This is a genomic window from Nocardia sp. NPDC051463 (assembly GCF_040681975.1).
In the GTDB taxonomy this organism is placed as follows: Bacteria; Actinomycetota; Actinomycetes; order Mycobacteriales; family Mycobacteriaceae; genus Nocardia.
Window position 1 is genome coordinate 133,323 of the sequence record NZ_JBFBAB010000012.1, and the last position, 21,835, is coordinate 155,157.

Consider the following 21,835-nt stretch of genomic DNA (forward strand, 5'->3'; position numbering starts at 1 on the left):
CGCGATGATGTCAACGGTTGCACTCAAACGGTCATGGGCGCAGGATCTCGATACCGCCACCCTTTATCAGCTGTTGAAACTCCGCGTAGAAGTCTTTGTGGTCGAGCAGAAGTGCGCCTATCCGGAACTGGACGGCCTGGATCTGCTGCCGGAGACCCGACACTTCTGGCTCGACGACGAGGGTGAGGTCATCGCGACGCTGCGATTGCTCGAGGAGCACGAAGGCGGCGTGAAGTCCTTCCGGATCGGCCGCCTGTGCACCGCGGTTACTGCCCGCGGCCACGGCTACACCACCAGGCTGGTCCAAGCCGCCTTGGCCGAAGCCGGTTCTGCGACCGTGCGGCTGAGCGCCCAGACTTACCTGGTCGACATGTACACCAAGTTCGGGTTCAAGCCCGACGGTGCAGAGTTCGACGAGGACGGCATCATGCACACTCCCATGCGCAAGGGGTGAGGTCTTAGCTGTGTTTTTGGCAGCGCCTTCGGCGCTGCGGGTTCGCGGCCCCCTTGGTCTCGCTTCCGAGCCGTCGAGACTTGCGCCTTCGGCGCGTGCGCTTCGACGGCTCGGAAGCGAGACGGGCCGCGAACTCTAGTGCTCGGTCTCACTTCGCTCGGAAGGTGTCATCGTGCCGAGTCGGCGCGTGTCGGTTAATCGAGTGACGGCTCGCGCTCATGGTCGTAGCCTTCCAGGCATTGGACCGTAATACGGTCCGATGACCGTTGAGGAGGCCCTGAATGATCATTCCCATGTGGACCTCTGAGCGAGCGCTGGTGCCCCTGCGCGAAGTGCTCCAGTTGTTCCCGCCGAACAACTGGCGGTGGATGGTCGAGGACTTCGACGGGGTGATCCGACGATTACCCACTGACTTCGGCTCGGCCACCTGGGCTCAGTTCCAGGAAATGGTGGCCGCCGGGGCAGTGGCATTCGATTGGAACGGAATCCAACAATTCGCCGACGGTGTAGATCAGATGATCGAGGGCCGGATCGTCGCGACCGATGAGAACGACACCACCGTGGTACAGCTGGACGCGTTCGACAGCACCGAATACGAGATCATCATTGATCCCGCCTGGAGCGGCGTGGCTGCGGTCGCTTCCGCTGTTCGCTCCGGGCTGGTGCCCCGCCGAGCACCGTAGGACAGGCGATCCGGGCTTTCGAGCCATGACAACCTTCTCCACGGACACAAGCGTGCCCACATCCTCTCGAGCAGCCCGACTCCGGTGCGTTGGCACCCGACGTCGGGTCGTCGGACCTCTATGCCATGGTCGTCTCGGCGACGGGTCGGGTCAGAGGTTTCGGACGAGTAGGACAACGACCGGTGGTAGGGCTGCCTGCGTTGAGGCTTGCGCGGTTGCTGGGGGCGGTGTCGTGTGGCGCTAGGTCGCGGCTGGTGGAGGGTGCTGGGGATCGGCTGGGGTGGCGCGAATAGAGTTGGGTCGTGTCCTTGTCCCATACGGAAACTGCACCACATGCCCATTCACTGAGTGGTTCGCGTTCTGGCGCGGATGGTGAGGCGGGGTTCCCGTTCTCCGCGGTGGTGGGGCAGGAGCGGTTGCAGCTGGCGTTGATTCTGTGCGCGGTGCATCCCGGGATCGGTGGGGTGCTGGTGCGGGGGGAGAAGGGCACGGCGAAATCGACAGTGGTGCGTGCGCTTGCCCAGCTGCTGCCGCCGGTGGTCGATGAGACGGGGGCGCGGCCTGCTCGACTGGTCGAACTGCCGGTCGGCGCTACCGAGGACCGAGTGGTCGGTTCGCTGGATCTGGAGCGGGTGCTGCGGGACGGGGAACAGGCGTTCCGGCCAGGACTGCTGGCGGCCGCCCATCACGGCGTGCTCTACGTCGACGAGGTGAACCTGCTGCACGACCATCTGGTGGACGTGCTGCTCGATGCGGCGGCGATGGGTCGGGTGCATATCGAGCGTGACGGCGTTTCGCACTCGCACCCGGCGCGGTTCGTGCTCGTGGGAACCATGAATCCGGAGGAAGGTGAGCTGCGTCCGCAGCTGCTGGACCGGTTCGGCCTGACCGTCGATGTCGCCGCCTCACGGGACGTTGATGTACGGATGGCGGTGGTGCGCCGCAGGCTGGATTACGAGGCGGACCCGGCCGGGTTCGCGGCGAGTTACGCCGCCGCCGACCGAGATATCGCCGAACGGATTCTCACCGCCCGCGATCGGGTCGCAGGCGTCATGCTCGACAATGTCGAGTTGCGCCGAATCGCCGCACTGTGTGCGTCTTTCGATGTGGACGGGATGCGCGCGGACCTGGTGGTGGCCAGGACCGCGACGGCGCACGCGGCGTGGCGTGGTGCGGACACCGTGAGCGAAGAAGACGTGCGTGTTGCGGCCGAGCTGGCGCTGCCGCACCGCCGACGGCGCGATCCGTTCGACGAGCCGGGCATCAGCGAACAACAGCTCGACGACGCGATGCGCGACGCGGGCGAGGAAGCGGCGCGCACCGAGCAGTCCGGTAGCGAAAATGCCACGGAGCAAGACGAATTCGGGACCGACCTCACGCAGGATCAGCCCGACCCGAGTCGCGAGGACGATTTCGGTCCGGACAGCGAGGGACCGGATTCTCCGGGCGACGGACCTGATCGTGGCCCGGACGACGGCCCCGATGGCGGCCCGGATTCCCCGGACCGCGGACCCGGCGGTGGGCAAACGCCAGCCGCTCGCGAAGGCCGAACCGGTGCTCCCGCCGCATCGGTCCTAGCGCCGCCGCGTTGGGAGGTCCCCGGCGTCGGCGAGGGCGCCGCTGGGCGCCGCTCCCGGGCACAGACCAGGCAGGGCCGTACCGTCCGCTCCAGCACGGACACCTCCGCCGGACTACATCTGCTCGGCACCGTCTTCGCAGCTGCCCCGCACCAGCACGCCCGCGGCCGCGGCGAGGGTCCGTTGATATTGTCGGTGGAGGATCTGCGCGGTGCGTATCGCGAAGGGCGCGAAGGCAATCTGGTCATCTTCGTGGTCGACGCCTCCGGATCGATGGCGGCAAGGGACCGGCTTTCCGCGGTTACCGGCGCTGTCGTCGCCCTGCTGCGCGATGCCTATCAGCGCCGCGACAAGGTTGCCGTGATCACCGTGCGCGGGCAGGAGGCCGAACTCGTGCTGCCGCCGACCTCCTCGGTCGATATCGCGGTTCGCCGTCTGTCCGGCATGCGCACCGGCGGCAAAACCCCGCTCGCCGCAGGCCTGTTGAAGGCCCGCGAGGTGGTGCACCGCGAGCGAGTCCGCGACCCTCGCCGTCGCCCCATGCTTGTGCTGCTCACCGACGGCCGCGCCACCGGCGGCACCGATCCGGTACCCCGTGCTCGCGCCGCGGCCGACATGCTGGCCCGCGAAGCGGTGACCTCGATCGTCGTCGACTGCGAACGCGGCATGATCCGCCTCGGCCTCGCCGCAGACCTGGCCCGCAGCTTGCGCGCCTGCTACCTGCGACTCGGCGAGCTGAACGGCGATTCGGTCGCCGACGTAGTCCGTGCTGGCTCGAGTCGTTTCGGCGCGCACACGGCGATGCGAGTTGCTTGATCGTGGCGGCACAACTGCCTGTCGTCGATAGCCTGCGCCGGTTTCAGCCGTCGGGGCGGGCGTACCGCGCCGCGAGTCGCCTGAGTGCGCTACCGCTGCGCCCTGACCTCGACAGTCGCCGTCGGAGGTACCCGATCCAGCCGCCCCGGTCCGCGCGCGGCAGTACACGCTACCTGTTCCTGAAGGGACATCTGGTCTGCCCCCGAACTGTCGGCGGTCTGACGCAGGCGGCCTGTCGGCACCGTCCGGCACGTCCCAGCGGGGATGGTGTCCACCTGAGCGCTGGCGCATTGATCAATGGACTACCAAGGAGTTTCGATGCCTAAGGGTGTGCCGGAGACCGTTCCGGATGATGGGCTGACCACGCGGCAGCGGCGGAACCAGCCGGTGCTCGCCGTGCACACCGGGCCGGGTAAGGGGAAGTCGACCGCGGCGTTCGGGATGGCGTTGCGTGCCTGGAACCAGGGGTTCGACGTGGCGGTGTTCCAGTTCGTGAAGAGCGCCAAGTGGAAGGTCGGCGAGGAAGCCGCTTTTCGCACGCTCGGCAGGCTGCACGAGGAAACCGGTGCCGGTGGCGCGGTCGAATGGCACAAGATGGGCGAAGGTTGGTCGTGGACCCGCAAGCCGGGCAGTGACGAGGACCACGCCGCCGCGGCGTTGGCAGGCTGGCGGGAGATCGCCCGCCGACTAGAAGCCGAGCAGCACCGCTTCTACGTCCTCGACGAATTCACCTACCCGCTGAAGTGGGGCTGGGTCGACACCGGTGAGGTCGTCGAGACATTGCGAAACCGACCGGGCAACCAACACGTCGTGATCACCGGCCGCGACGCTCCTGCGGCCCTCATCGACGCCGCCGACCTCGTCACCGAAATGACCAAAGTCAAACACCCCATGGACGCTGGTCGAAAAGGCCAACGAGGCATCGAATGGTGAGCTTCGGTTCCAGGAGTGGGATACGACCGCGGCAGACGCCGCGGAGCCTGCTCCACCAGGTAACGATGGCCGACGGGCGGTGCGCACGCCCCGCGTCGGCGGCCGATGTTGCCGGAGGGCGCAGTGGATGCGGATCCCGAGGGGTGCGGATCCGGTGAGTGTTCCTGCGGTGGTGATTGCCGCGCCGGCGTCGGGGAGTGGGAAGACCACGGTGGCGACGGGGTTGATCGGGGCGTTGCGGGGGGCGGGGCATCGGGTGGCGCCGTTCAAGGTCGGGCCCGACTACATCGATCCCGGATATCACGGACTTGCCGCGGGCCGGCCCGGGCGCAACCTCGATCCGGTGCTGGTCGGCATGGAACGTGTTGTGCCGCTGTATCGGCACGGCGCGCAGGGGTGTGACCTCGCGGTGGTCGAGGGTGTGATGGGGCTGTTCGACGGCCGCATCGACGAGAACCAGGCCGGGCCCATCGCCGCGGGATCCACCGCGCAAGTCGCCGGATTGCTCGGCGCACCAGTGATTTTGGTGGTCGATGCCCGCGGCCACAGCCAGAGCCTCGCCGCGCTGTTGCACGGATTCGCCACTTTCGACAGCACGATCGGGCTCGGCGGCGTGATCCTCAATCGCGTTGGCAGCGAACGCCACGATCACGTGCTGCGCGCGGCCTGCGACCGCGTCGGCCTGCCTGTCCTCGGTTCATTGCCGCGAATGTCCGAGCTGGAAGTCCCTTCTCGTCACCTCGGTCTCATCCCCGCTGTCGAACACGGCGCCGCCGCCACTGCCGCGGTCGATGCCATGACAGATCTCGTAGCCGCCCACGTCGATCTGCGTGCGATCGCGAGTCTTGCCCACACGACGGTCGCAGGTCCGATCTGGGATCCGGCGATGGAGCTGCGCGCGCATTCGGCCGCGCACACGACCATCGAGTCGCTTCCCCGCGGCGGCGCAGACACCAGCCGTGTAGCCGAAGCTTGCACTGAGAAGCCGGAATTCGCGCCGGTGATCGCTATCGCAGGCGGGCCTGCGTTCACCTTCGGGTACGCCGAGCACCGTGAGCTGTTGATCGCGGCGGGGGCTCAGGTGGTTGTTTTCGACCCGTTGCATGACGAACTTCCCACCGGCACAGCAGGTCTGGTGTTGCCAGGCGGGTTTCCGGAGGAGCACGCGGCCGACCTGGCTGCCAATACTCTTCTGCTCGCGCAGGTGGCCGAGCAGACCGGGCGTGGGATGCCGGTGCACGCCGAATGTGCAGGTCTGCTGTATCTCACCCGATCGCTCGACGGCCACGCGATGGCAGGCGTTGTCGACGCGACCGCGGAATTCGGACCGCGCCTGACTCTTGGATACCGAGATGCGGTGGCGCTCAACGATTCTCCGCTCTGGCGAGCGGGCGAGCGAGTATCCGGCCACGAATTCCATCGGACCCGACTTGTCGCCACCGGCCCCGACACCCCGGCTTGGGGTTGGCATGCCGGCGGCGAGCGAATTCGCGAAGGCGCACTCGTCCACCGCGTGCACGCCTCCTACCTGCACACCCACCCGGCTGGAAACCCTCGCGCCGTAGCCCGTTTCGTCGCCGCCGCCGCCGAGTACACACACACCCGTGCCACCACGTGAGTTCGTGGTCGGACTGGGCTGCCGACCGGGAACCTCGGCCGAGCGGATCCTTTCTGCCATCCGAGAAGTACTGGGCGACAAACCCATCCGCTGCCTGGCGACGCTCGACCGCCGCGCCACCGAGCCCGGCATCCGCACTGCGGCCGCCCATCTAGCGATTCCTGTCTGCGCCTACACCAACGCGGAACTGGCCGAAGTTCGCGTCCCCAATCCCTCGACCCGGACCAACACTCTTCTCGGCACCCCGAGCGTTGCCGAAGCAGCTGCGATCCTGGCCGCCGACGGCCCGCTCACTATCCCCAAGCGCACGATCGACCACGTCGTCGTCGCCGCCGCACTTCATCGGCCTGCCCACAGCGAATCAGCCTGGTCCCGAACCGCCCTGGACGGCGAATGAGTAGGCGGTGGCGATCGGGACGGTCCGATCTGTCCGGCCGGCCGTAATCCTTCGTTGTCCCGGCCTGATCCGCTGGCTGGAATGTGCGTCGGCCTCGGTGTGCACCGCGGGTGTGGCGTGATTCTGCTGTGGTGCTCGGCTGATCGGTCTGAGGGCCGAAAGGCCGGGCCACCGTCTGGTCCGGGTGTCGTTCGCGCCGGGTCAGCTCGTGCTGTTGGTGCCGGAAAGGCCAACGCCCACGGTCGGTTCTGCGCTCGGGCGCGGGTCGCCGATCTTCGGCAGCGCCGGTATCGGTGGCGTCGGCGTGGTTCGATGGCGGGATGGAGATCCGAGGTATCGACAACGTGCTGGTTCCGGTCGGAGACCTGGGCGCTGCGGTGGAATTCTACGAGGGTGCGTTGGGGATGGCGGTGAAGTTCACGCTGCCGCAGGACGGTATCGCGGTGTTCGATGTCGGCGGGGAGGTAGCCGGGGTGATGGTTCGGGTGGATCCGAGCGCTGGTGCGAATGGGTTGTCGGGGATGCGGTTGTGGTTGGAGGTGCCCGATGCGCTGGCCGCGGCCGCGGAGCTCGAAGGGTACGGAGTGCCGATGCTCGGTGCGCCGTATGAAGTCGGCACCGGATGGAGTGTCGAGGTCGCCGATCCCTGGGGGAATGTGATCGGGTTGACCGACTACATCAAGCGTCCGGAGCTGGCTCGACCGGAGCGCTGAAATCCGTACGGGACGAGGCATTGTGGTGCGGTGCGCCGTACCGGAACATAGCGCGGCCGGGTGCGGGCACCATTCGGAGTGCCCGCACCCGGTGCCGTATCACGGCGCTACCGAGCCCCAGTCGGCGAAGCCGGTCGGGTCGTGACGGCCGAGGCTGGCGTGTTCGAACAGGCCCCAACCTTCGGCGTCGCCGCACCGGGCGTGGGCGACATGGTCGATGACGCCGAAGGGGACTCGGCTCGCGATGGCGGGATCGGTGAGGTCGTAGCTGCTGCTGGAGGACCAGTCGCGGCCCATCCAGCGGCCGTGCAGCCAGTCGGGGTCGCCGCCGTAGCCGCAGCCGACATGCAGGGCGACATTGGTGACAGTCGTGATCTCGACCTCGAGCGGTTTGCCGTCGGGTGTGGTGAGTTCCAGCCGCGCGCCGACGGGATGCCTTGTACCGGAACGGTAGTCGATGTGGATCCGTGGCCAGCCCAGCTGTTCGGTGCGGCCGTCGGGGAAGACGCGGACCGCGTCGTTGAGGGTGCGGGTACCGTCGGGCTCTTCCTGCACGATGACCACGATGGCGAAGTCGTCGAAGCGAATCGGCACATACATCCACCAGAAGCCGCCCGAGGGTTCCGCGGCGGCGCGGCCGGGCGGTTCGGGCTCGCCGACCGGTCGGATACCCCAGGAGCGATCTCTGGTGCCCATCCAGATGTCGGGGTCGACGGTGAAATCCGTGCCGTCGACGTGCAGTGTGCCTGTCCATGAGCCGACCTGCGCGAAGCGGGTCGCCTGGATGATCGGCCGGTTGCCGTTGAGGATCAGGTGCGGCTGCTCCTGGACTGTTGGAAACGAGCCTTCCCACGTGAGGTCGAAGCCGAGGTCGTCGTGTTCGCAGATCACTCGGATCCGCTGCAGTGGCTCGACCACCTCGATGCGGTAGCCGCCCACCTGCTGGTCCAGGCTGCGATCGCCGAGCGCGTCGGAGAAGCGGACCGAACGCTGGGTGTCACCACGGCGGACGGCCGCGTAGGCGTCGGTCACGCCGAGATTCGGGTACACCCCGAAGCCGGTGACGAAGAACGTGCCCCCGTTGCGGTCATGGCCGTTGAAATAGCTTCTGTCATAGAAGTTCCGATCGCTGCTGGCCACTCGGGCCAGGGACAGGTGTGTCTGATGGATCGGGTACTCGTCCAAGGGCACAGGCATTGCTGGTCTCAATCCCACTCGTAGGTTCCGGCGAGCAACGCCTCCAGGCTCGCTCGGTGCATCACGTAGTCGTCGCGGTCGGGGGTGTCGGTGTCCTCGCCGAAATGGATCATTCGGCGCTTGACCCTGGCCATGACGATGGCGTGGCGCAGCGCGGCGTAGACGATGTAGAAGTCGAGATCGCGAACTGTATATCCGGTGATCTCTTCATATTTGGCGACAACGTCGTCGCGGCGCAGGAAGTCGGCGAGGCCCGGCTGATCGAAGCGGGTGGCGATGTCCTGGAAGAAACGGTGGATGAAGATGAGCCAGGCGATATCCAGCTCGCGGGGACCCAGTCCGGCCATCTCCCAGTCCAGCACACCGACCGGTTCGAAGCCGTTGTAGAGGATGTTGCCCGGTCGCGAGTCACCCCAGGCGAGGACATCGGGCCCGGGATCGGCGGGCCAGTGCGTATCGAGCCAGTCGAAGGCGCGTTCGATGATCGGGATCGGGTATCCGTCGTCGGCCAGCGCCCACCGATACCACTTGCGATGCCACTCGACATGCCTGCGCAGCGCCTGGCCGGGACCGTCGAGCATCGGAAACCGGGCGGCCGGATCCGGGATCGCGTGGATTTGGGCGATGACCTCTACGGTGTGGCCGGTCAGCTCGGCGCGCTCCTCGGGGGTCGCATCGAACAGCCAGCCGATGAACACGTACGGCGGATTGTCCGCGGGCACCCGTCCGTCGATTCGCTTCATCACGAAAAACTTAGTACCGAGCACCTTTTCGTCGGTCTCCAACCAGCACAGTTCGGGCACCGGCACATCGGAGGCTTCGGCGACGCCCGCCATGATTCTGTATTGCGTTTCCAGATCATAGTTTTCGAACACGGGGAACGATTCGGTCTCCGGCGTCAGCCGCGCCACGAACGATCCGGCTTCGTGCCTGCCGTCCACGCTCCATTCGGCGTCGAACAGCACCGTCGGGCTCGACATCCCGGCGCCCTGCGGACGCGACAGTGCCGAGATCTTCGGCGGGTGGTCAGCGGAGACCTTCGAATCCAACCACCGGGACAAATCCTCCGCGAGGGCGTCGAGATCGCGGTCGCTGACAGTCAACTGTCGTTGCGTGGTGGGATCGGGATCTTCGGCCATATTTCATCCTCCTGCACCATGAACCTTCGGCCAAAATGTAACGCGTTCTAGTTGCGTATAGCCAGGAAAACGGCAAGAAAATGTAACCCGCTCACTGGGTGGCATCGGGGGTTGACAGTACCGGAGTACTCATCCTTCGGTCTCGATCTCCTACCTCGGAGGTAGGAGCGGAAATCGGGGACTTCCTGGAGGCGGACGGTATCTCCGATTCGATACCTTGCCCTCTTGTGGAGTCATCACAAGGTAGTGAGGGGTTCGAGGGCGGGCCACGCTGGAACGCGGCGACGCGGGTCGCTTTCCGGTTCGGCTTCGTCTACTTCGGCTTGTTCTGTGTTCTGTTCCCGCAGATCCCGTTTGTTTTCACCGGCCTCTTCGCCGGGGATCTCTCCGAGGACACGGCGATGGGGCTGTGGGGTCCGCTGGGTCCGGTCTTCGAGTGGACCGGACGGCTGATCTTCGGCACCGACGTCGTGCTGCACAAATATTCGGGTAGTGGCGATCAGCGGTTCGTCTGGGCGTTCGTGTTCAGCCTGCTGGCTGTTGCGGTTGTGGCGACGGCGATCTGGACTGTGCTCGATCGGCATCGACCGAATTATCGGGCCCTGAATGCGTGGTTCCTGCTCGCGGTCAGACTGTGCTTGGGCGGGCAGATGCTCTGGTATGGGGTCGCCAAGATGATCCCGACCCAGATGCCGGAGCCTTCGCTGGCGGCGTTGCTTCAGCCCTACGGTGAGTTCAGCCCGGCGTCGGTGCTCTGGAATCAGGTCGGTTCGTCGCCGGTGTACGAAATTCTGCTCGGTTGCGCCGAAGTGCTCGGCGGCCTGTTGCTGTTCCTGCCGCGGACAGCGACCCTCGGCGCGATGCTCAGTCTGGTGAGTCTGGCGCAGGTGTTCGTACTGAATATGACCTTCGACGTTCCGGTCAAGATTCTGGCGCTGCACCTGTTGCTGCTGACCATGGTGCTGCTCGCGCCGCAGGCCCGGCGGCTGGCCGATCTGCTCTTGTTGGCGCGGCCCGCTGAACCGGCCACTCAGCCGGAGCCGTTTGCTCGTCGTCGGACGAAAATCATCGCGGTCACGGTGCAACTCGCGCTCGGGGTATGGGTCTTGTCCGGTGCGGTGCAGGTGGGGATGAAGTTCTGGGAAAAGGATGGCGGCGGTGCGTCGAAGCCGGCGTTGTACGGAATCTGGCAGGTGTCGGAGTTCACCCAGGACGGTCAGTCGATCCCGCCATTGATCACCGACGAGAACCGTTGGCAGCGACTGGTGTTCGATGTCCCCGGTGCGACCTACCAACGGATGAACGGAACTCTCGTGCCTGCTGCCGTCGTCGTGGACCCCGCCGCGCACACGATCGTGCTGTCGGATCCACCGCCGGAGCCGGGCGCGCAGTCGTCCCCGATCGCCACCTTCACCTTCGATCAGCCATCTCCGGATCGGTTGAAGCTGATGGGTCGGTTGGCTGGTCGGCAGGTGACCATCGCGCTGGAACAGGTCGATCTCGAGCGATTCCCTTTGCGTAGCCGGGGGTTCAACTGGGTGCAGGACTACCCCTACTTCCGCTGACCGGGTGCAGGCACCCCAGCTGTGGTTCGGTTGACCCCCGGGCGGAGACGGGGGTTCGCTCTGAGGACGACGAGTGGTCGGCCTCGATAGTTTCGAGCCGTCATCATTTCGTCGTCGGACAGGGGTCCACATGGATGCGGTAGTGAGTCCGAAGCCGACTCGTATTCGGGTGCAACAGAATTCATCCGTTGAGCCCGGCAACCCGAGTTGGCGCCCGTTCACACGGGTGGCCTTGCGCATGTGCGTCGCCTACTTCGTGCTCTTCTGCCTGGTCTTCGCGCAGATCACCTACGTGTTCACCGGGATCGCCGGGCAATGGCTTCCCGACGAAGCGATCCGCTGGCAGATGACGGCCGTCGAACCGATCGTCGCCGGCGTCGGCAGGCGGGTGTTCGGCGTCGACGCCGTGCTGCACGACTCGGGCAGCGGTGATCAAATGATCATCTGGCTCTTGGTTTTCTGTCTGGCGGTACTCGCCGCCGCGATCACTGTCGTCTGGACCGCACTCGACCGACGCCGCGGCGACTACGCCGGGCTCGCTGCCTGGTTCGTGGTCTTCATCCGGCTGTGTCTCGGTGGTCAGATGATCTTCTACGGGATGGCCAAAGTCATTCCGACACAGATGACGAGTCCGCCGCTGGCGGCCTTGGTCCAGCCCTACGGTGAGTTCAGCCCGATGTCGGTGCTGTGGATGCAGGTCGGCAGTTCACATCCGTACGAGATTCTGCTCGGCATCGCGGAGGTCCTCGGCGGGCTGCTGCTGTTCGCTCCGCGCACGGCGACGCTCGGTGCGATGCTGAGTCTGGTCAGTCTGGCCCAAGTTTTCGTGCTGAATATGACCTTCGACGTTCCGGTCAAGATCCTCTCGTTCCATTTGGTGCTGCTATGCCTGGTGGTGCTGGCTCCGCAGGCGCGTCGACTGGCGAATGTCCTTGTGCTGGAACGGCCGTCCGAGCCCGCCACCCAACCGCGACTTGTCCGCACCCCGCGAGCCGAACGCATCCTCGTTGTCATGCAGATCTTCCTCGGTGTCTGGGTGCTGATCGGTTGTATATGTAGCGGCTGGGACGCGTGGCGCGAATATGGCGACGGGGCACCGAAACCGGCACTGTATGGGATCTGGAATGTCACGGAATTCACGCTGGACGGAGTTGCGCTGCCTCCACTGACTTCCGACGGAGATCGTTGGCAGCGGCTCATTGTCGATACCAGCGGCGCGGCATATCAGCGGATGGACGGCAGCAGGGTGCCCGCCGTGGCCGTTGTCGAGCTGGAGGCGGGAACGATCGCCCTTTCCGAACCCGCGCAGGATGCCTCGGGTGTGCCGAAGCAGGTCGCGTCGTTCGCCTTCGAACAGCCAGGTCCCGACCGGCTCGTCCTGCGCGGGCAGGTGAACGACCATCCGGTGACCATGTCCTTGACCGAGCTCGATCTCGACAGCTTCCCGTTGCGTAGCCGCGGATTCCATTGGGTTCAGGACTACGCGTACTTCCGGTGACTGTCGCCGACCGGAACGTCGCGGTGTCAACCGACCGTGATGGCATCCGAACGGGTGCGCTTCCTGTCGGGTTCGGTAGCGGTGGCCTAGCTCAACGGAAGGTGATGTGGAGCCGGCGCGCTCACCGCGCCTCGATCTCGTCGGTGACGCCGATGTCCTCGTGCCACAGCGCGGGCTGTTCGGCGATGAACGTGGTCATCATGGCGATGAGGCGCTGGTCGCCCAGGACCATGACGTCGACCCCGTGCTCGGCGAGCCAGTCGTGGCCGCCGTTGAACGTCTGCGCTTCACCGACGATCACCGCGCCGATGCCGAACTGACGCACCAGCCCGCTGCAATACCAGCACGGTGACAGTGTGGTCACCATGATGGTCGAACCGTAGTCGCGGCGGCGGCCCGCCGCGCGGAATGCATCGGTTTCGGCGTGGATGCTGGGGTCGCCGGATTGCACTCTGCGGTTGCGGCCGCGCCCGAGCAGCGTGCCGTCCGCGGCGAACAAGGCCGCGCCGATCGGAATACCGCCCTCGGACAGGCCGCGTAGCGCCTCGTCGTAGGCCACCTCGAGCAACTGTTCTGCCGGTACCTGTGTCATGGCTCCACACTGCAAGCAACCGGGGTCGTGCCGCAACCAGACCAACCCACCGATCAATCCTGCCGACCGCTCCGGTAGCGCAATACCTCGCCGAGCCGACCACACATCGACGCGGATCAGCGGCTGACGGTACTCGACTGATTTCGCCAATTCGGTGCGGGAGAGAGGAATTCGCCGGTGCCGGTGCGGAATGCGCCGCGAGCCTCGGCGTCGTCGCGCAGTTGGGCCATCATCCATGCCGTCGGATATCCCAGGTAGCCGTCGACGCCGCTGGTGCACGGAGTCGACGCGTGCGCGCAGTCCGGTTGGCCTTGCACATCATTGTGATCGGGGCCGTCGAGTGTCGCCCATACCTTCGGCACGCTCGTCGCGGTCGCCTCGTAGTACGCCTGATTCGACTGTAGACCGACCGCCTGCCACGGCAGCGCCTGCGTCGAGGGGGAGATGAACCGGTCGGCCGAGCCGTTGACGAAGAACACCGAACCCGAGGTGAGCTTGCGGCTATCGGCGCACGTGATCCCCGACGAGCACCATAGCTGCGCTGGTATTTCGATCGGCACCGCGGTCTTGATCGCGCCATCCGACGCCGCCATCGCGTTGAGCACCCCGCTGGCGCCTTGCGAATGGCCCATCGCGCCGGCCGCCGCTGTATCGAGTTTTCCGAAGAAGATGGTTGCCGGATCCGCGGCGAGTCCCTTCAGATACGACAGCGAGCCGAGAATATCCCTGCCGGAGCCGGTCTGCTGGTTCTCGGTGCCGATCACCACGAAACCCCACGATGCCAGGTGCCGAAGCAGATAGGCGTACCGGCTCGGCATCGCGTTGGTTCCGTTGCCCCACACCACAATCGGGTGCTGTGCACCGCCCGCGCCGAGGTCGGTCGGGTACCAGAGGTCATACTTCGACCCGGTGGCATCGCAGCAGCCGAACCCGATTTCTTCGATCACCGCCCACGGGCCCGGCTGGAAGTACTTCGACTCGACGCCGAGAGCAGGTACGTAGGGCTGCGAATCTGCCTGTGCGACAAATGCTGTCGCCCCGACCGCGGTCATTACCGCTACCGCTACCGCGCAGAGCGCTCGCGCCCACTGAGTCATGGACTCGAGTATAGGAACGACCGCGTGTCGTACGCGGTTGGCGGTGCACGCAAATCGGGCGGTTGCGTAAAATCGGTCGGGGCCTCGGTGCACCAGTGCCGGACCGTCGGGTCCTGGGCTCGAGCCGGGACGACCTCGTCTGGCATATGCCGTGTTCCGAAGGTATATCCGGCATACTGAGCGGCACAGTAAGCGCTTGATTTCGCCGTTTCGTAACCGATGGGGATCCATCAACCACCGAGGTGACGACATGAGTGTGCTCGATCGTCGAACTGTTCTGGCAGGTGCACTGACCGTGACAACCGCCGTGATAGCGGGGTGCGGTCGCGATGAACCCTCCGAGCACACCGATACGCCGCCGCCCGCTCCACAGACTGCGAAGGCTGCCTTCGATCGCCTGATGGCGGGCAACCGGCGGTGGGTCGAGGGCAACCTCAACCACCCGGACCGCGATCCGGATCGTCGTCAGTTGCTCGCCCGGAATCAGCAGCCGTACGGCGTCATACTGTCGTGTATCGATTCGCGGGTCCCGCCGGAGCTGCTGTTCGACACCGGGCTCGGCGAGCTATTCGTGATGCGAACCGGCGGACTCGCGGTGGGCCCCGTTGTGATCGGTTCCGTCGAGTATGGCCCGATGACCAGTGGCACCCCGTTGATCGTCGTCCTCGGACACCAGCGCTGCGGTGCGGTGGCCGCCGCCTATAAGGCGCTGCGCGAAGGCACGCCACTGCCGGGCAATCTGCAGGCAATCGTGGAGGCGCTGCGCCCGGCGTACGAGCGCATGGATTCGCCGGGTGCAGACCCGGTCGAGACGATGACCCGTATCCAGGTCGAGTTGACCGCTGGAGAACTACGGAGCAACAACGACCTCGCGCCACTGGTGGATACCCACGCCCTTTCGGTTGTCGGCGCCTACTACTCGCTCGACACCGGGCAGGTCGAAGTGCTCGACGGAGCTCCGGCCTGATATCGACGGCAGCAGGTGATAGCAAGTTCGCCACCGCCCGCGGTGTGCGGTGCAGGGTCTGACACAAACCCCGAATATTCAGGACGTAGGCTCGAATACTGTGCCGAACACGTCAACACCCACCGATGACCAGCCGGAGCTCGATTCCGCCACCCGCCACGAGGGCGACCCGAACTACCTCGTCGGGCTCGATCTCGATGGGCGCCGTGTCGTCGTAGTCGGTGGCGGGACGGTGGCGCAGCGCAGGCTCGGACTGTTGATCGCCTCTGGTGCGGACGTTCACGTGATCAGTCGTGAAATCACTCCGGCAGTGGAAGGTATGGCCACCTCGGGGCAGCTCACCGTGACCCTGCGCGCGTACGCGGACGGCGATCTCGACGGCGCCTGGTATGCGATCGCCTGCACCGACGAACCAGCAACCAATGCCGCTGTGGTCGACGAGGCCACCCGCCGCCGCATCTTCTGTGTCCGCGCCGACGTAGCGCGGCTCGGCACCGCCGTTACTCCCGCGACGGCCCGCTACGACGGACTCACCCTCGGCGTGCTGGCGGGCGGGCAGCATCGCCGCTCGGCAGCCGTGCGCACCGCGCTGCTCGAGGCGCTGCAATCCGGTGTGGTGACCGATGATTCGACGCCGGTCACCCCGGGCGTTGCGCTGGTCGGCGGCGGACCAGGCGATCCGGATCTGATCACCGTGCGCGGCCGCAGGCTGCTGGCCCGAGCGGACCTGGTGGTCGCCGATCGGCTGGCGCCACCGGAGCTGCTCGCCGAACTGGGACCGGATGTCGAGGTGATCGACGCGGCGAAGATCCCGTATGGCCGCGCGATGGCGCAGGAAGCGATCAATACGGCGCTGGTCGAGGGCGCACAGTCGGGCAAATTCGTGGTGCGGCTCAAGGGCGGTGACCCGTATGTGTTCGGTCGCGGCTACGAGGAAGTGGAAGCGTGCGTTGCGGCAGGCATCCCGGTCACCGTGGTGCCCGGCATCACCAGTCCCATCTCGGTCCCGGCGGCCGCGGGCATCCCGGTCACCCACCGTGGTGTCACTCATGAATTCGTCGTGGTGAGCGGGCACGTCGCACCGGACCATCCGGATTCGCTCGTCGACTGGTCCGCACTGGCCAAGCTGCGCGGCACCCTCGTGCTGATGATGGCCGTCGAGCGAATCGAACAGTTCGCGACCGTGCTCATCGATGGCGGACGGTCCGCCGCCACGCCGGCGACCGTGATCCAGGAGGGCACTCTGCGTACCCAGCGCGTGCTGCGCGCGGACCTGGGCACCGTCGCCGCGCGGGTGCGCGACGAAGGCATCCGACCGCCTGCCATCGTGGTGATCGGGCCGACGGCCGGGTTCTCCACCGATTCTGTGCGCCCGCTGGCCGAATCCACGGGCGGATAGGGGCATTTTCGCAGGCCCGCGCCGGTGGCGGTGACTCGGTCGAGTGTCACAAGTCTTCGCCTGATCCGTTGTGACTCGCGGGCGCGGACTCACGTCGGCCCGAATCGATACGCCCGAGTCAACTACAGTGGCTCACCGTGCTCGAGAATCCCTCTGCGACGATGCAGTATCCCGTGACGCAGCGGGCCTTCGGGCTCGCGATCCTAGTGCTGAGCGGGCTGCAGCTGATGGTTGTGCTCGACGGTACCGTGGTGATCTTCGCCCTGCCACGGCTGCAACAGGAAATGGGGATGTCCAGCGCCGGCGGCGCGTGGACAGTGACCTCCTACGGTCTCACCTTCGCGGGCCTGATGTTGCTCGGTGGCAGGCTCGGTGACGCGTTCGGTCGCAAACGCATGCTGATACTCGGTGTCGGACTGTTTACCTTCGCTTCGCTGCTGTGTGGGCTCGCGCAGGGCGAGGCCATGTTGATCGCGGCGCGCGCGGTGCAGGGCGCCGGTGCCTCGATCGCGGCGCCGACATCCTTCGCCCTGGTGGCAACCACTTTCGCACCGGGGAAAGTGCGTAATCAGGCAATCGCGATCGTCGGCTCCATGGTCGGCATCGGCTCGGTAGGTGGTCTGGTGGTCGGTGGAGCGCTGACCGAGATGAGCTGGCGCTGGATCTTCCTGATCAATGTGCCGATCGGTGCGCTGATCATGCTGGGCGCGTTGTACCAACTCGCGGACACCGAACACCACCGTTCCTCGCTGGATGTGCGCGGCGCGGTACTCGGCACGCTGGCCTGCGCCGCCATCGTGTTCGGTGCGACCGAGGGACCGGAAATGGGTTGGACCAGCCCGGCCATCATCGGCTCCCTGGTCGGCGGTGTCGTGTTGCTGATCATCTTCGTGGTCATGGAACGGCAGATCGAGGATCCGTTGTTGCCGTGGTCGTTGTTCGACAGTCGCGATCGCGTCGCGACCTTTCTCTTGATCTTCCTCGCCGGTGGCGTGCTCGGTGCGATGACCTTCTTCGTCGCGCAGTTCCTGCAGAACGTGCTCGGTTATGGCCCGCTGGTCGCGGGCGTGGCGTCGATTCCGTTCACGATCGGCATCGGTATCGGTGGCGCGCTGGCTTCCAAGGCGGCATTGCTGATCGCACCACGCTGGTTGCTGTGCGGTGCGGCCTTTGTCCTGTCCACCGGATTGCTGTTCGGTTCACAGCTCGATGGGGAGGTCAACTACCTGACCACCCTGCTGCCGCTGTTGATCGTGATCGGCTTCGGTGTCGGCGTGGCGATGGTGCTTGCGCCGCTGTGTGTGCTCGTCGGTGTGCCGCTGTCGGATATCGGCCCGCTTTCCGCGGTGGGACAGATGTTCATGAACTTGGCGACGCCGGTGTTCGTCGGTCTGCTCACCCCCATCGCGGCATCGCGCACATTGTCGATGGGCGGCCGCACCGGCAAAGCAGCGGATATGAACGAGGCCGAAATCTTCGCGCTGGGCAGCGGGTACACGCTGGTGCTCGCGGTCTGCTCGCTGGTGGCGGTGGTGGCCGGCTTGATCGCGCTGGTGCTGCGCTTCACGCCCGAGCAACTGGCTCAGGCACAGCACGCGCAGGAGGAAGCGCAGCAGACCGGTCCGATGCCGGTCGTTCGCCAGACCGGTCCGATACCGGTCGTTCGCCGGTCCGATTACAGGGGCTGACCGGTGTCGGGTGACCCCGCTGCATCGGTGCAGTATCCGGTGACGCAGCGGGCGTTCGGGCTCGCCATCCTCGTGCTGAGTGGGCTGCAGCTGATGGTGGTGCTCGATGGCACCGTGGTGATCCTCGCGTTGCCACGACTACAGGACGAACTCGGCCTGACCAGTTCCGGCAGCGCCTGGATGGTCACCGCCTACGGGCTCCCGCTGGCCGGCTTGATGCTCCTCGGCGGCCGGATGGGTGACTGCTTCGGCCGCAAACGCATGTTCATCGTCGGTGTCACGCTGTTCACTCTGGCCTCGCTGCTGTGCGGGCTCGCCCGCAACGAGGCGATGATCATCGCTGCTCGCGCGATCCAGGGCACCGGAGCCGCGCTGGCGGCGCCCACGGCATTCGCCTTGGTTGCCAGCACCTTCGCGCCGGGAACCGTGCGTAATCATGCCTTCGCTATCTTCGGTTCGATGATGGCTGTCGGCTCGGTCGGCGGGCTGGTGATCGGCGGTGCGCTCACCGAGGTGAGCTGGCGGTGGATCTTTTTGATCAATGTGCCGATCGGCACATTGATCATCCTGGGCGCGGTGTATCGGCTGCGCGACACCACGCATCAGCGGCTGACATTGGATGTGCGCGGCGCGGTGCTCGGCACACTGGCCTGTGCCGCGCTGGTGTTCGGGGCAACGGAGGGACCAGAATTCGGCTGGAGCAGCCCGGTCATCATCGGTGCACTGGTCGGCGGTGCGGTATTGCTCTTCGTGTTCGTTTTCGCCGAACGCCGGGTGGACAATCCGCTGCTGCCGTGGTCGCTGTTCGATCACCGCGATCGGGTCGCCACCTTCCTGGCGATCCTGCTGGCGAGTGGTGTGCTCGGTGCGACAACCTATTTCGCGGGCCTGTTCATTCAGAATGTGGTCGGCTACAGCCCGCTGGTGGCCGGAATCGCCTTCATACCGTTCACCATCGGCGCCGGCCTCGGGACCGCGTTGTCGTCGAGACTGGCGATGCGGATCGCACCACGCTGGCTACTGAGCGCGGGGGCGGCGATCCTGGTCGGCGGACTGCTGTTCGGCTCGACCCTCGATCGCGGCGTGCAGTATGTGCCGACGCTGCTGGGCTTGTTCGTCGTGATCGGTCTCGGCATCGGCATGGCAATCGTGCTGATCCCGCTGTGCGTGCTCGTCGGCGTTGCGCCCGCGGATATCGGCCCGCTCTCGGCGGTCGGCCAGATGTTCCTGAACCTGGGCACTCCCATTGCGATCGGCCTGCTCGCCCCGGTGGCCGCCTCGCGAACGCTGGCACTCGGCGGTCGAACCGGCAGCCCCACCGGCATGACAGCCGCCGAACTCGATGCGTTGGGCAGTGGATACGCCCTGGTGTTGTTCGTCGCCGCGGGCGGTGCGCTGCTGGTCGGGCTCGTCGCGATGACGTTGCGCTACACCGCCGCCGAGGTCGCGCAGGCGCAACACACCCAGGAAGAGGCCCAGCAGATCTGACGCAGCCGGGCCCCGAGCCATTACATGCGGCCTGCGACCTTGCGTGGAGTGACGCGCACGATGACGCGGGGTCCGTCGTTGACCGACGCCGGATTGAATTCCAGATAGGGCAGTCCGCTGTACTTGTGCGACAACTCGTTCGGCAGTGTCTTGTCGGGATCTGGCGTCATGGTCGCCGTGCCACGAATCTCCGCGTACACGTACGGATTCTCCGGCGGATTGATCATCACGGTGATGCGGGGGTCGCGGGCGAGGTTCTTGCCCTGCTGGCGGTCCACGGTAGTGGAGAACAGCAGGTCTTCGCCGTCGCGCTTCACCCAGACCACGGTCAGGTGCGGTTGCCCGTTGGGGCCGATGGTCGCCGCGGTGGCGAACACCTTCGACTCGTCCAGGTACTTCTTCAGGTCATCGGAAAGCACGATGGTAGGGGTCACGTACAACTGGAACAGCTCTCGGGCGGGGGGAATTCCGTCCCTGGAGTGGTCGACGTCGCTGCCCGGACCACCGCCGAGGCTTTTCCGCATGGGATTACAGCCCCAGCCGAGGCCTTACACCGCCATTTTCGATGGACGAGATGGCAGCGGCGTCGCCTGCTGTGAACCTCAGGCGACGTGCTTGTCGGCCGTCAGCAGGGCGTCGTCGAGGATGGTCAGACCTTCCTTTGCCTCACCTTCGCCGACGATGCAGGGCGGCACGACGTGCAACCGGTTGAAGTTGACGAATACCAGCAGCCCCGCCGCGCGGCAGGCCGCGACGACCTCGGTCATCGCTGGGCTGGTACCGCCGTAAGGAGCCAGCGGTTCGCGGGTCGCTCGGTCGCGGACGAGTTCCAGGGCCCAGAAGACGCCGAGCCCGCGGACCTCGCCGATGCTGGGGTGGCGCTCGGCGAGATCGCGGAGGCCGGGGCCCAGCACGCGCGCACCGATGTCGGCGGCATTCTCGACGATGCCTTCGTCGGTCATCGCGTTGATGGTCGCCACCGCCGCGGCGGTCGCCAAGGGGTGACCGGAGTAGGTCAGCCCACCTGGATAGGGTCGATCGTCGAACGTCGCTGCGATGACCGGGCTGATCGCGACGCCACCGAGCGGAACATATCCGGAGTTCACGCCCTTGGCGAAGGTGAGCAGGTCCGGAACGACACCCTCGAAATGTTCTATCGCAAACCACTTTCCGGTGCGGCCGAACCCCGACATCACCTCGTCGGCGATAAAGATGATGCCGTATTTGTCGCACAACGTCCTGACCCCGGCCAGGTACCCGGGCGGCGGGACCATGATTCCCGCTGTGCCGGGGACGGATTCGAGGATGATCGCAGCAATGGTGCTCGGCCCCTCGAAGGCGATGGTCTGCTCGAGATGCGCCAGCGCACGCTCGGTTTCCTCGGTGTCGTCGCTCGAATGGAACTGCGAGCGATAGCGGAAAGGTCCGAAGAAATGCACGACGCCGCTGTTGCCGTGGTCGTTGGGCCAGCGTCGCGGATCGCCGGTGAGGTTGATCGCGGTCTCGGTGCCGCCGTGATACGAACGGTAGCGCGCCAGCACCTTGTAGCGGCCGGTGTGCAACCGTGCCATCCGCACCGCATGCTCGACGGCGTCGGCGCCCCCGTTGGTGAAGAAGATCTTGTTCAACGCGCCCGGCGTGCGTTCGGCGATCAACCGCGCGGCCTCCGAGCGGGCCTCATTGACGTGCTGCGGTGCGACGGTGCAGAGCTTGGCGGCCTGCTCCTGCACCGCCGCAACGACTTTCGGATGTTGATGCCCGATGTTGGTGTTGACGAGCTGGGAGGAGAAATCGAGCAGCCTGTTGCCATCGCCGTCCCAGACGTGGCAGCCCCGCGCGGCGGTGATGGTCATCGGATTTATCTGCGCCTGCGCGGACCACGAGTGGAACACGTGGCGGCGGTCGAGTTCATAGGCGCGGGCAGCGGCATGGCGCGCCTGGTCGGGCGTCAATCCGTTGGGCAGCGTCATCGGCGAGTTCTCCTGCGTCACTTGGTCTGTGGGCGGTGCTTCGC

19 protein-coding genes are annotated in these 21,835 nt (G+C 66.0%); 13 read left to right on the top strand and 6 right to left on the bottom strand.

What is annotated here, in order from left to right; genetic code table 11:
* Positions 1-4: 4 nt before the first annotated feature.
* The 7 genes from AB0M74_RS18110 (at position 5) to AB0M74_RS18140 (ending at position 7,191) form a co-directional block, all read left to right on the top strand.
* Positions 5-454, top strand: coding sequence for a GNAT family N-acetyltransferase (locus tag AB0M74_RS18110; RefSeq protein WP_366527390.1), 450 nt, complete (start codon positions 5-7; stop codon positions 452-454).
* A 281-nt stretch (positions 455-735) separates the two neighbouring features.
* Positions 736-1,137, top strand: a complete 402-nt coding sequence (locus AB0M74_RS18115) for a hypothetical protein (RefSeq protein WP_366527391.1) — start codon at positions 736-738, stop codon at positions 1,135-1,137.
* Positions 1,138-1,481: 344 nt separating this feature from the next.
* Positions 1,482-3,530 (top strand): magnesium chelatase subunit D family protein, encoded by a 2,049-nt coding sequence (locus tag AB0M74_RS18120; RefSeq protein WP_366527444.1) that lies wholly within the window; start codon positions 1,482-1,484, stop codon positions 3,528-3,530.
* A gap of 318 nt (positions 3,531-3,848) precedes the next feature.
* Positions 3,849-4,463 carry a cob(I)yrinic acid a,c-diamide adenosyltransferase gene (cobO, locus tag AB0M74_RS18125; RefSeq protein WP_366527392.1) on the top strand — a complete coding sequence of 205 codons (615 nt, stop codon included), beginning with the start codon at positions 3,849-3,851 and terminating at the stop codon, positions 4,461-4,463.
* 154 nt (positions 4,464-4,617) lie between these two features.
* Positions 4,618-6,081 (top strand): cobyrinate a,c-diamide synthase, encoded by a 1,464-nt coding sequence (locus AB0M74_RS18130; protein WP_366527393.1) that lies wholly within the window; start codon positions 4,618-4,620, stop codon positions 6,079-6,081.
* On the top strand, positions 6,068-6,478 hold the full coding sequence (locus AB0M74_RS18135; RefSeq protein ID WP_366527394.1) for a cobalamin biosynthesis protein: 411 nt from the start codon (positions 6,068-6,070) through the stop codon (positions 6,476-6,478). The genes AB0M74_RS18130 and AB0M74_RS18135 overlap by 14 nt, the downstream gene beginning before the upstream one ends.
* A gap of 320 nt (positions 6,479-6,798) precedes the next feature.
* Entirely contained in the window at positions 6,799-7,191 is a 393-nt protein-coding gene (locus AB0M74_RS18140; protein WP_366527395.1) for a VOC family protein, read from the top strand.
* Between the two features lie 99 nt (positions 7,192-7,290).
* On the opposite strand, the gene AB0M74_RS18145 is transcribed toward AB0M74_RS18140, so the two are convergent.
* On the bottom strand, positions 7,291-8,388 hold the full coding sequence (locus AB0M74_RS18145) for a hypothetical protein (protein WP_366527396.1): 1,098 nt from the start codon (positions 8,386-8,388) through the stop codon (positions 7,291-7,293).
* 8 nt (positions 8,389-8,396) lie between these two features.
* Positions 8,397-9,527, bottom strand: coding sequence for a phosphotransferase family protein (locus AB0M74_RS18150; RefSeq protein WP_366527397.1), 1,131 nt, complete (start codon positions 9,525-9,527; stop codon positions 8,397-8,399).
* A gap of 227 nt (positions 9,528-9,754) precedes the next feature.
* On the opposite strand from AB0M74_RS18150, the gene AB0M74_RS18155 reads away from it, so the two are divergent.
* Together AB0M74_RS18155 and AB0M74_RS18160 are read left to right on the top strand one after the other, a co-directional pair.
* The gene (locus AB0M74_RS18155; RefSeq protein WP_366527398.1) at positions 9,755-11,092 is read left to right on the top strand and encodes a DoxX family protein; all 1,338 of its coding nucleotides are present in this window, start codon (positions 9,755-9,757) and stop codon (positions 11,090-11,092) included.
* A gap of 142 nt (positions 11,093-11,234) precedes the next feature.
* Positions 11,235-12,590, top strand: a complete 1,356-nt coding sequence (locus tag AB0M74_RS18160; protein WP_366527399.1) for a DoxX family protein — start codon at positions 11,235-11,237, stop codon at positions 12,588-12,590.
* A 121-nt stretch (positions 12,591-12,711) separates the two neighbouring features.
* Here the strand turns inward: AB0M74_RS18160 and AB0M74_RS18165 are convergent, their stop codons facing one another.
* Positions 12,712-13,158: a nucleoside deaminase gene (locus AB0M74_RS18165; protein ID WP_366527445.1), complete on the bottom strand. Its 447-nt coding sequence runs from the start codon at positions 13,156-13,158 to the stop codon at positions 12,712-12,714.
* Positions 13,159-13,298: 140 nt separating this feature from the next.
* Positions 13,299-14,279, bottom strand: coding sequence for a hypothetical protein (locus AB0M74_RS18170; RefSeq protein WP_366527400.1), 981 nt, complete (start codon positions 14,277-14,279; stop codon positions 13,299-13,301).
* Between the two features lie 250 nt (positions 14,280-14,529).
* Here AB0M74_RS18170 and AB0M74_RS18175 point away from each other — a divergent pair, with 250 nt between their 5' ends.
* From AB0M74_RS18175 to AB0M74_RS18190, 4 genes are all read left to right on the top strand, one after another.
* The gene (locus tag AB0M74_RS18175; RefSeq protein ID WP_366527401.1) at positions 14,530-15,246 is read left to right on the top strand and encodes a carbonic anhydrase; all 717 of its coding nucleotides are present in this window, start codon (positions 14,530-14,532) and stop codon (positions 15,244-15,246) included.
* Positions 15,247-15,346: 100 nt separating this feature from the next.
* Positions 15,347-16,645: a uroporphyrinogen-III C-methyltransferase gene (cobA, locus tag AB0M74_RS18180; protein ID WP_366527402.1), complete on the top strand. Its 1,299-nt coding sequence runs from the start codon at positions 15,347-15,349 to the stop codon at positions 16,643-16,645.
* Positions 16,646-16,806: 161 nt separating this feature from the next.
* On the top strand, positions 16,807-18,333 hold the full coding sequence (locus tag AB0M74_RS18185; RefSeq protein ID WP_366527446.1) for an MFS transporter: 1,527 nt from the start codon (positions 16,807-16,809) through the stop codon (positions 18,331-18,333).
* A 3-nt stretch (positions 18,334-18,336) separates the two neighbouring features.
* Positions 18,337-19,821, top strand: coding sequence for an MFS transporter (locus tag AB0M74_RS18190; protein ID WP_366527403.1), 1,485 nt, complete (start codon positions 18,337-18,339; stop codon positions 19,819-19,821).
* A gap of 20 nt (positions 19,822-19,841) precedes the next feature.
* Here AB0M74_RS18190 and AB0M74_RS18195 read toward each other — a convergent pair whose 3' ends face one another.
* Positions 19,842-20,345, bottom strand: coding sequence for a PPOX class F420-dependent oxidoreductase (locus AB0M74_RS18195; RefSeq protein WP_366527404.1), 504 nt, complete (start codon positions 20,343-20,345; stop codon positions 19,842-19,844).
* A 78-nt stretch (positions 20,346-20,423) separates the two neighbouring features.
* Complete coding sequence (locus AB0M74_RS18200) at positions 20,424-21,791, bottom strand: aspartate aminotransferase family protein (RefSeq protein WP_366527405.1); 1,368 nt, start codon at positions 21,789-21,791, stop codon at positions 20,424-20,426.
* Between the last annotated feature and the right edge of the window lie 44 nt (positions 21,792-21,835).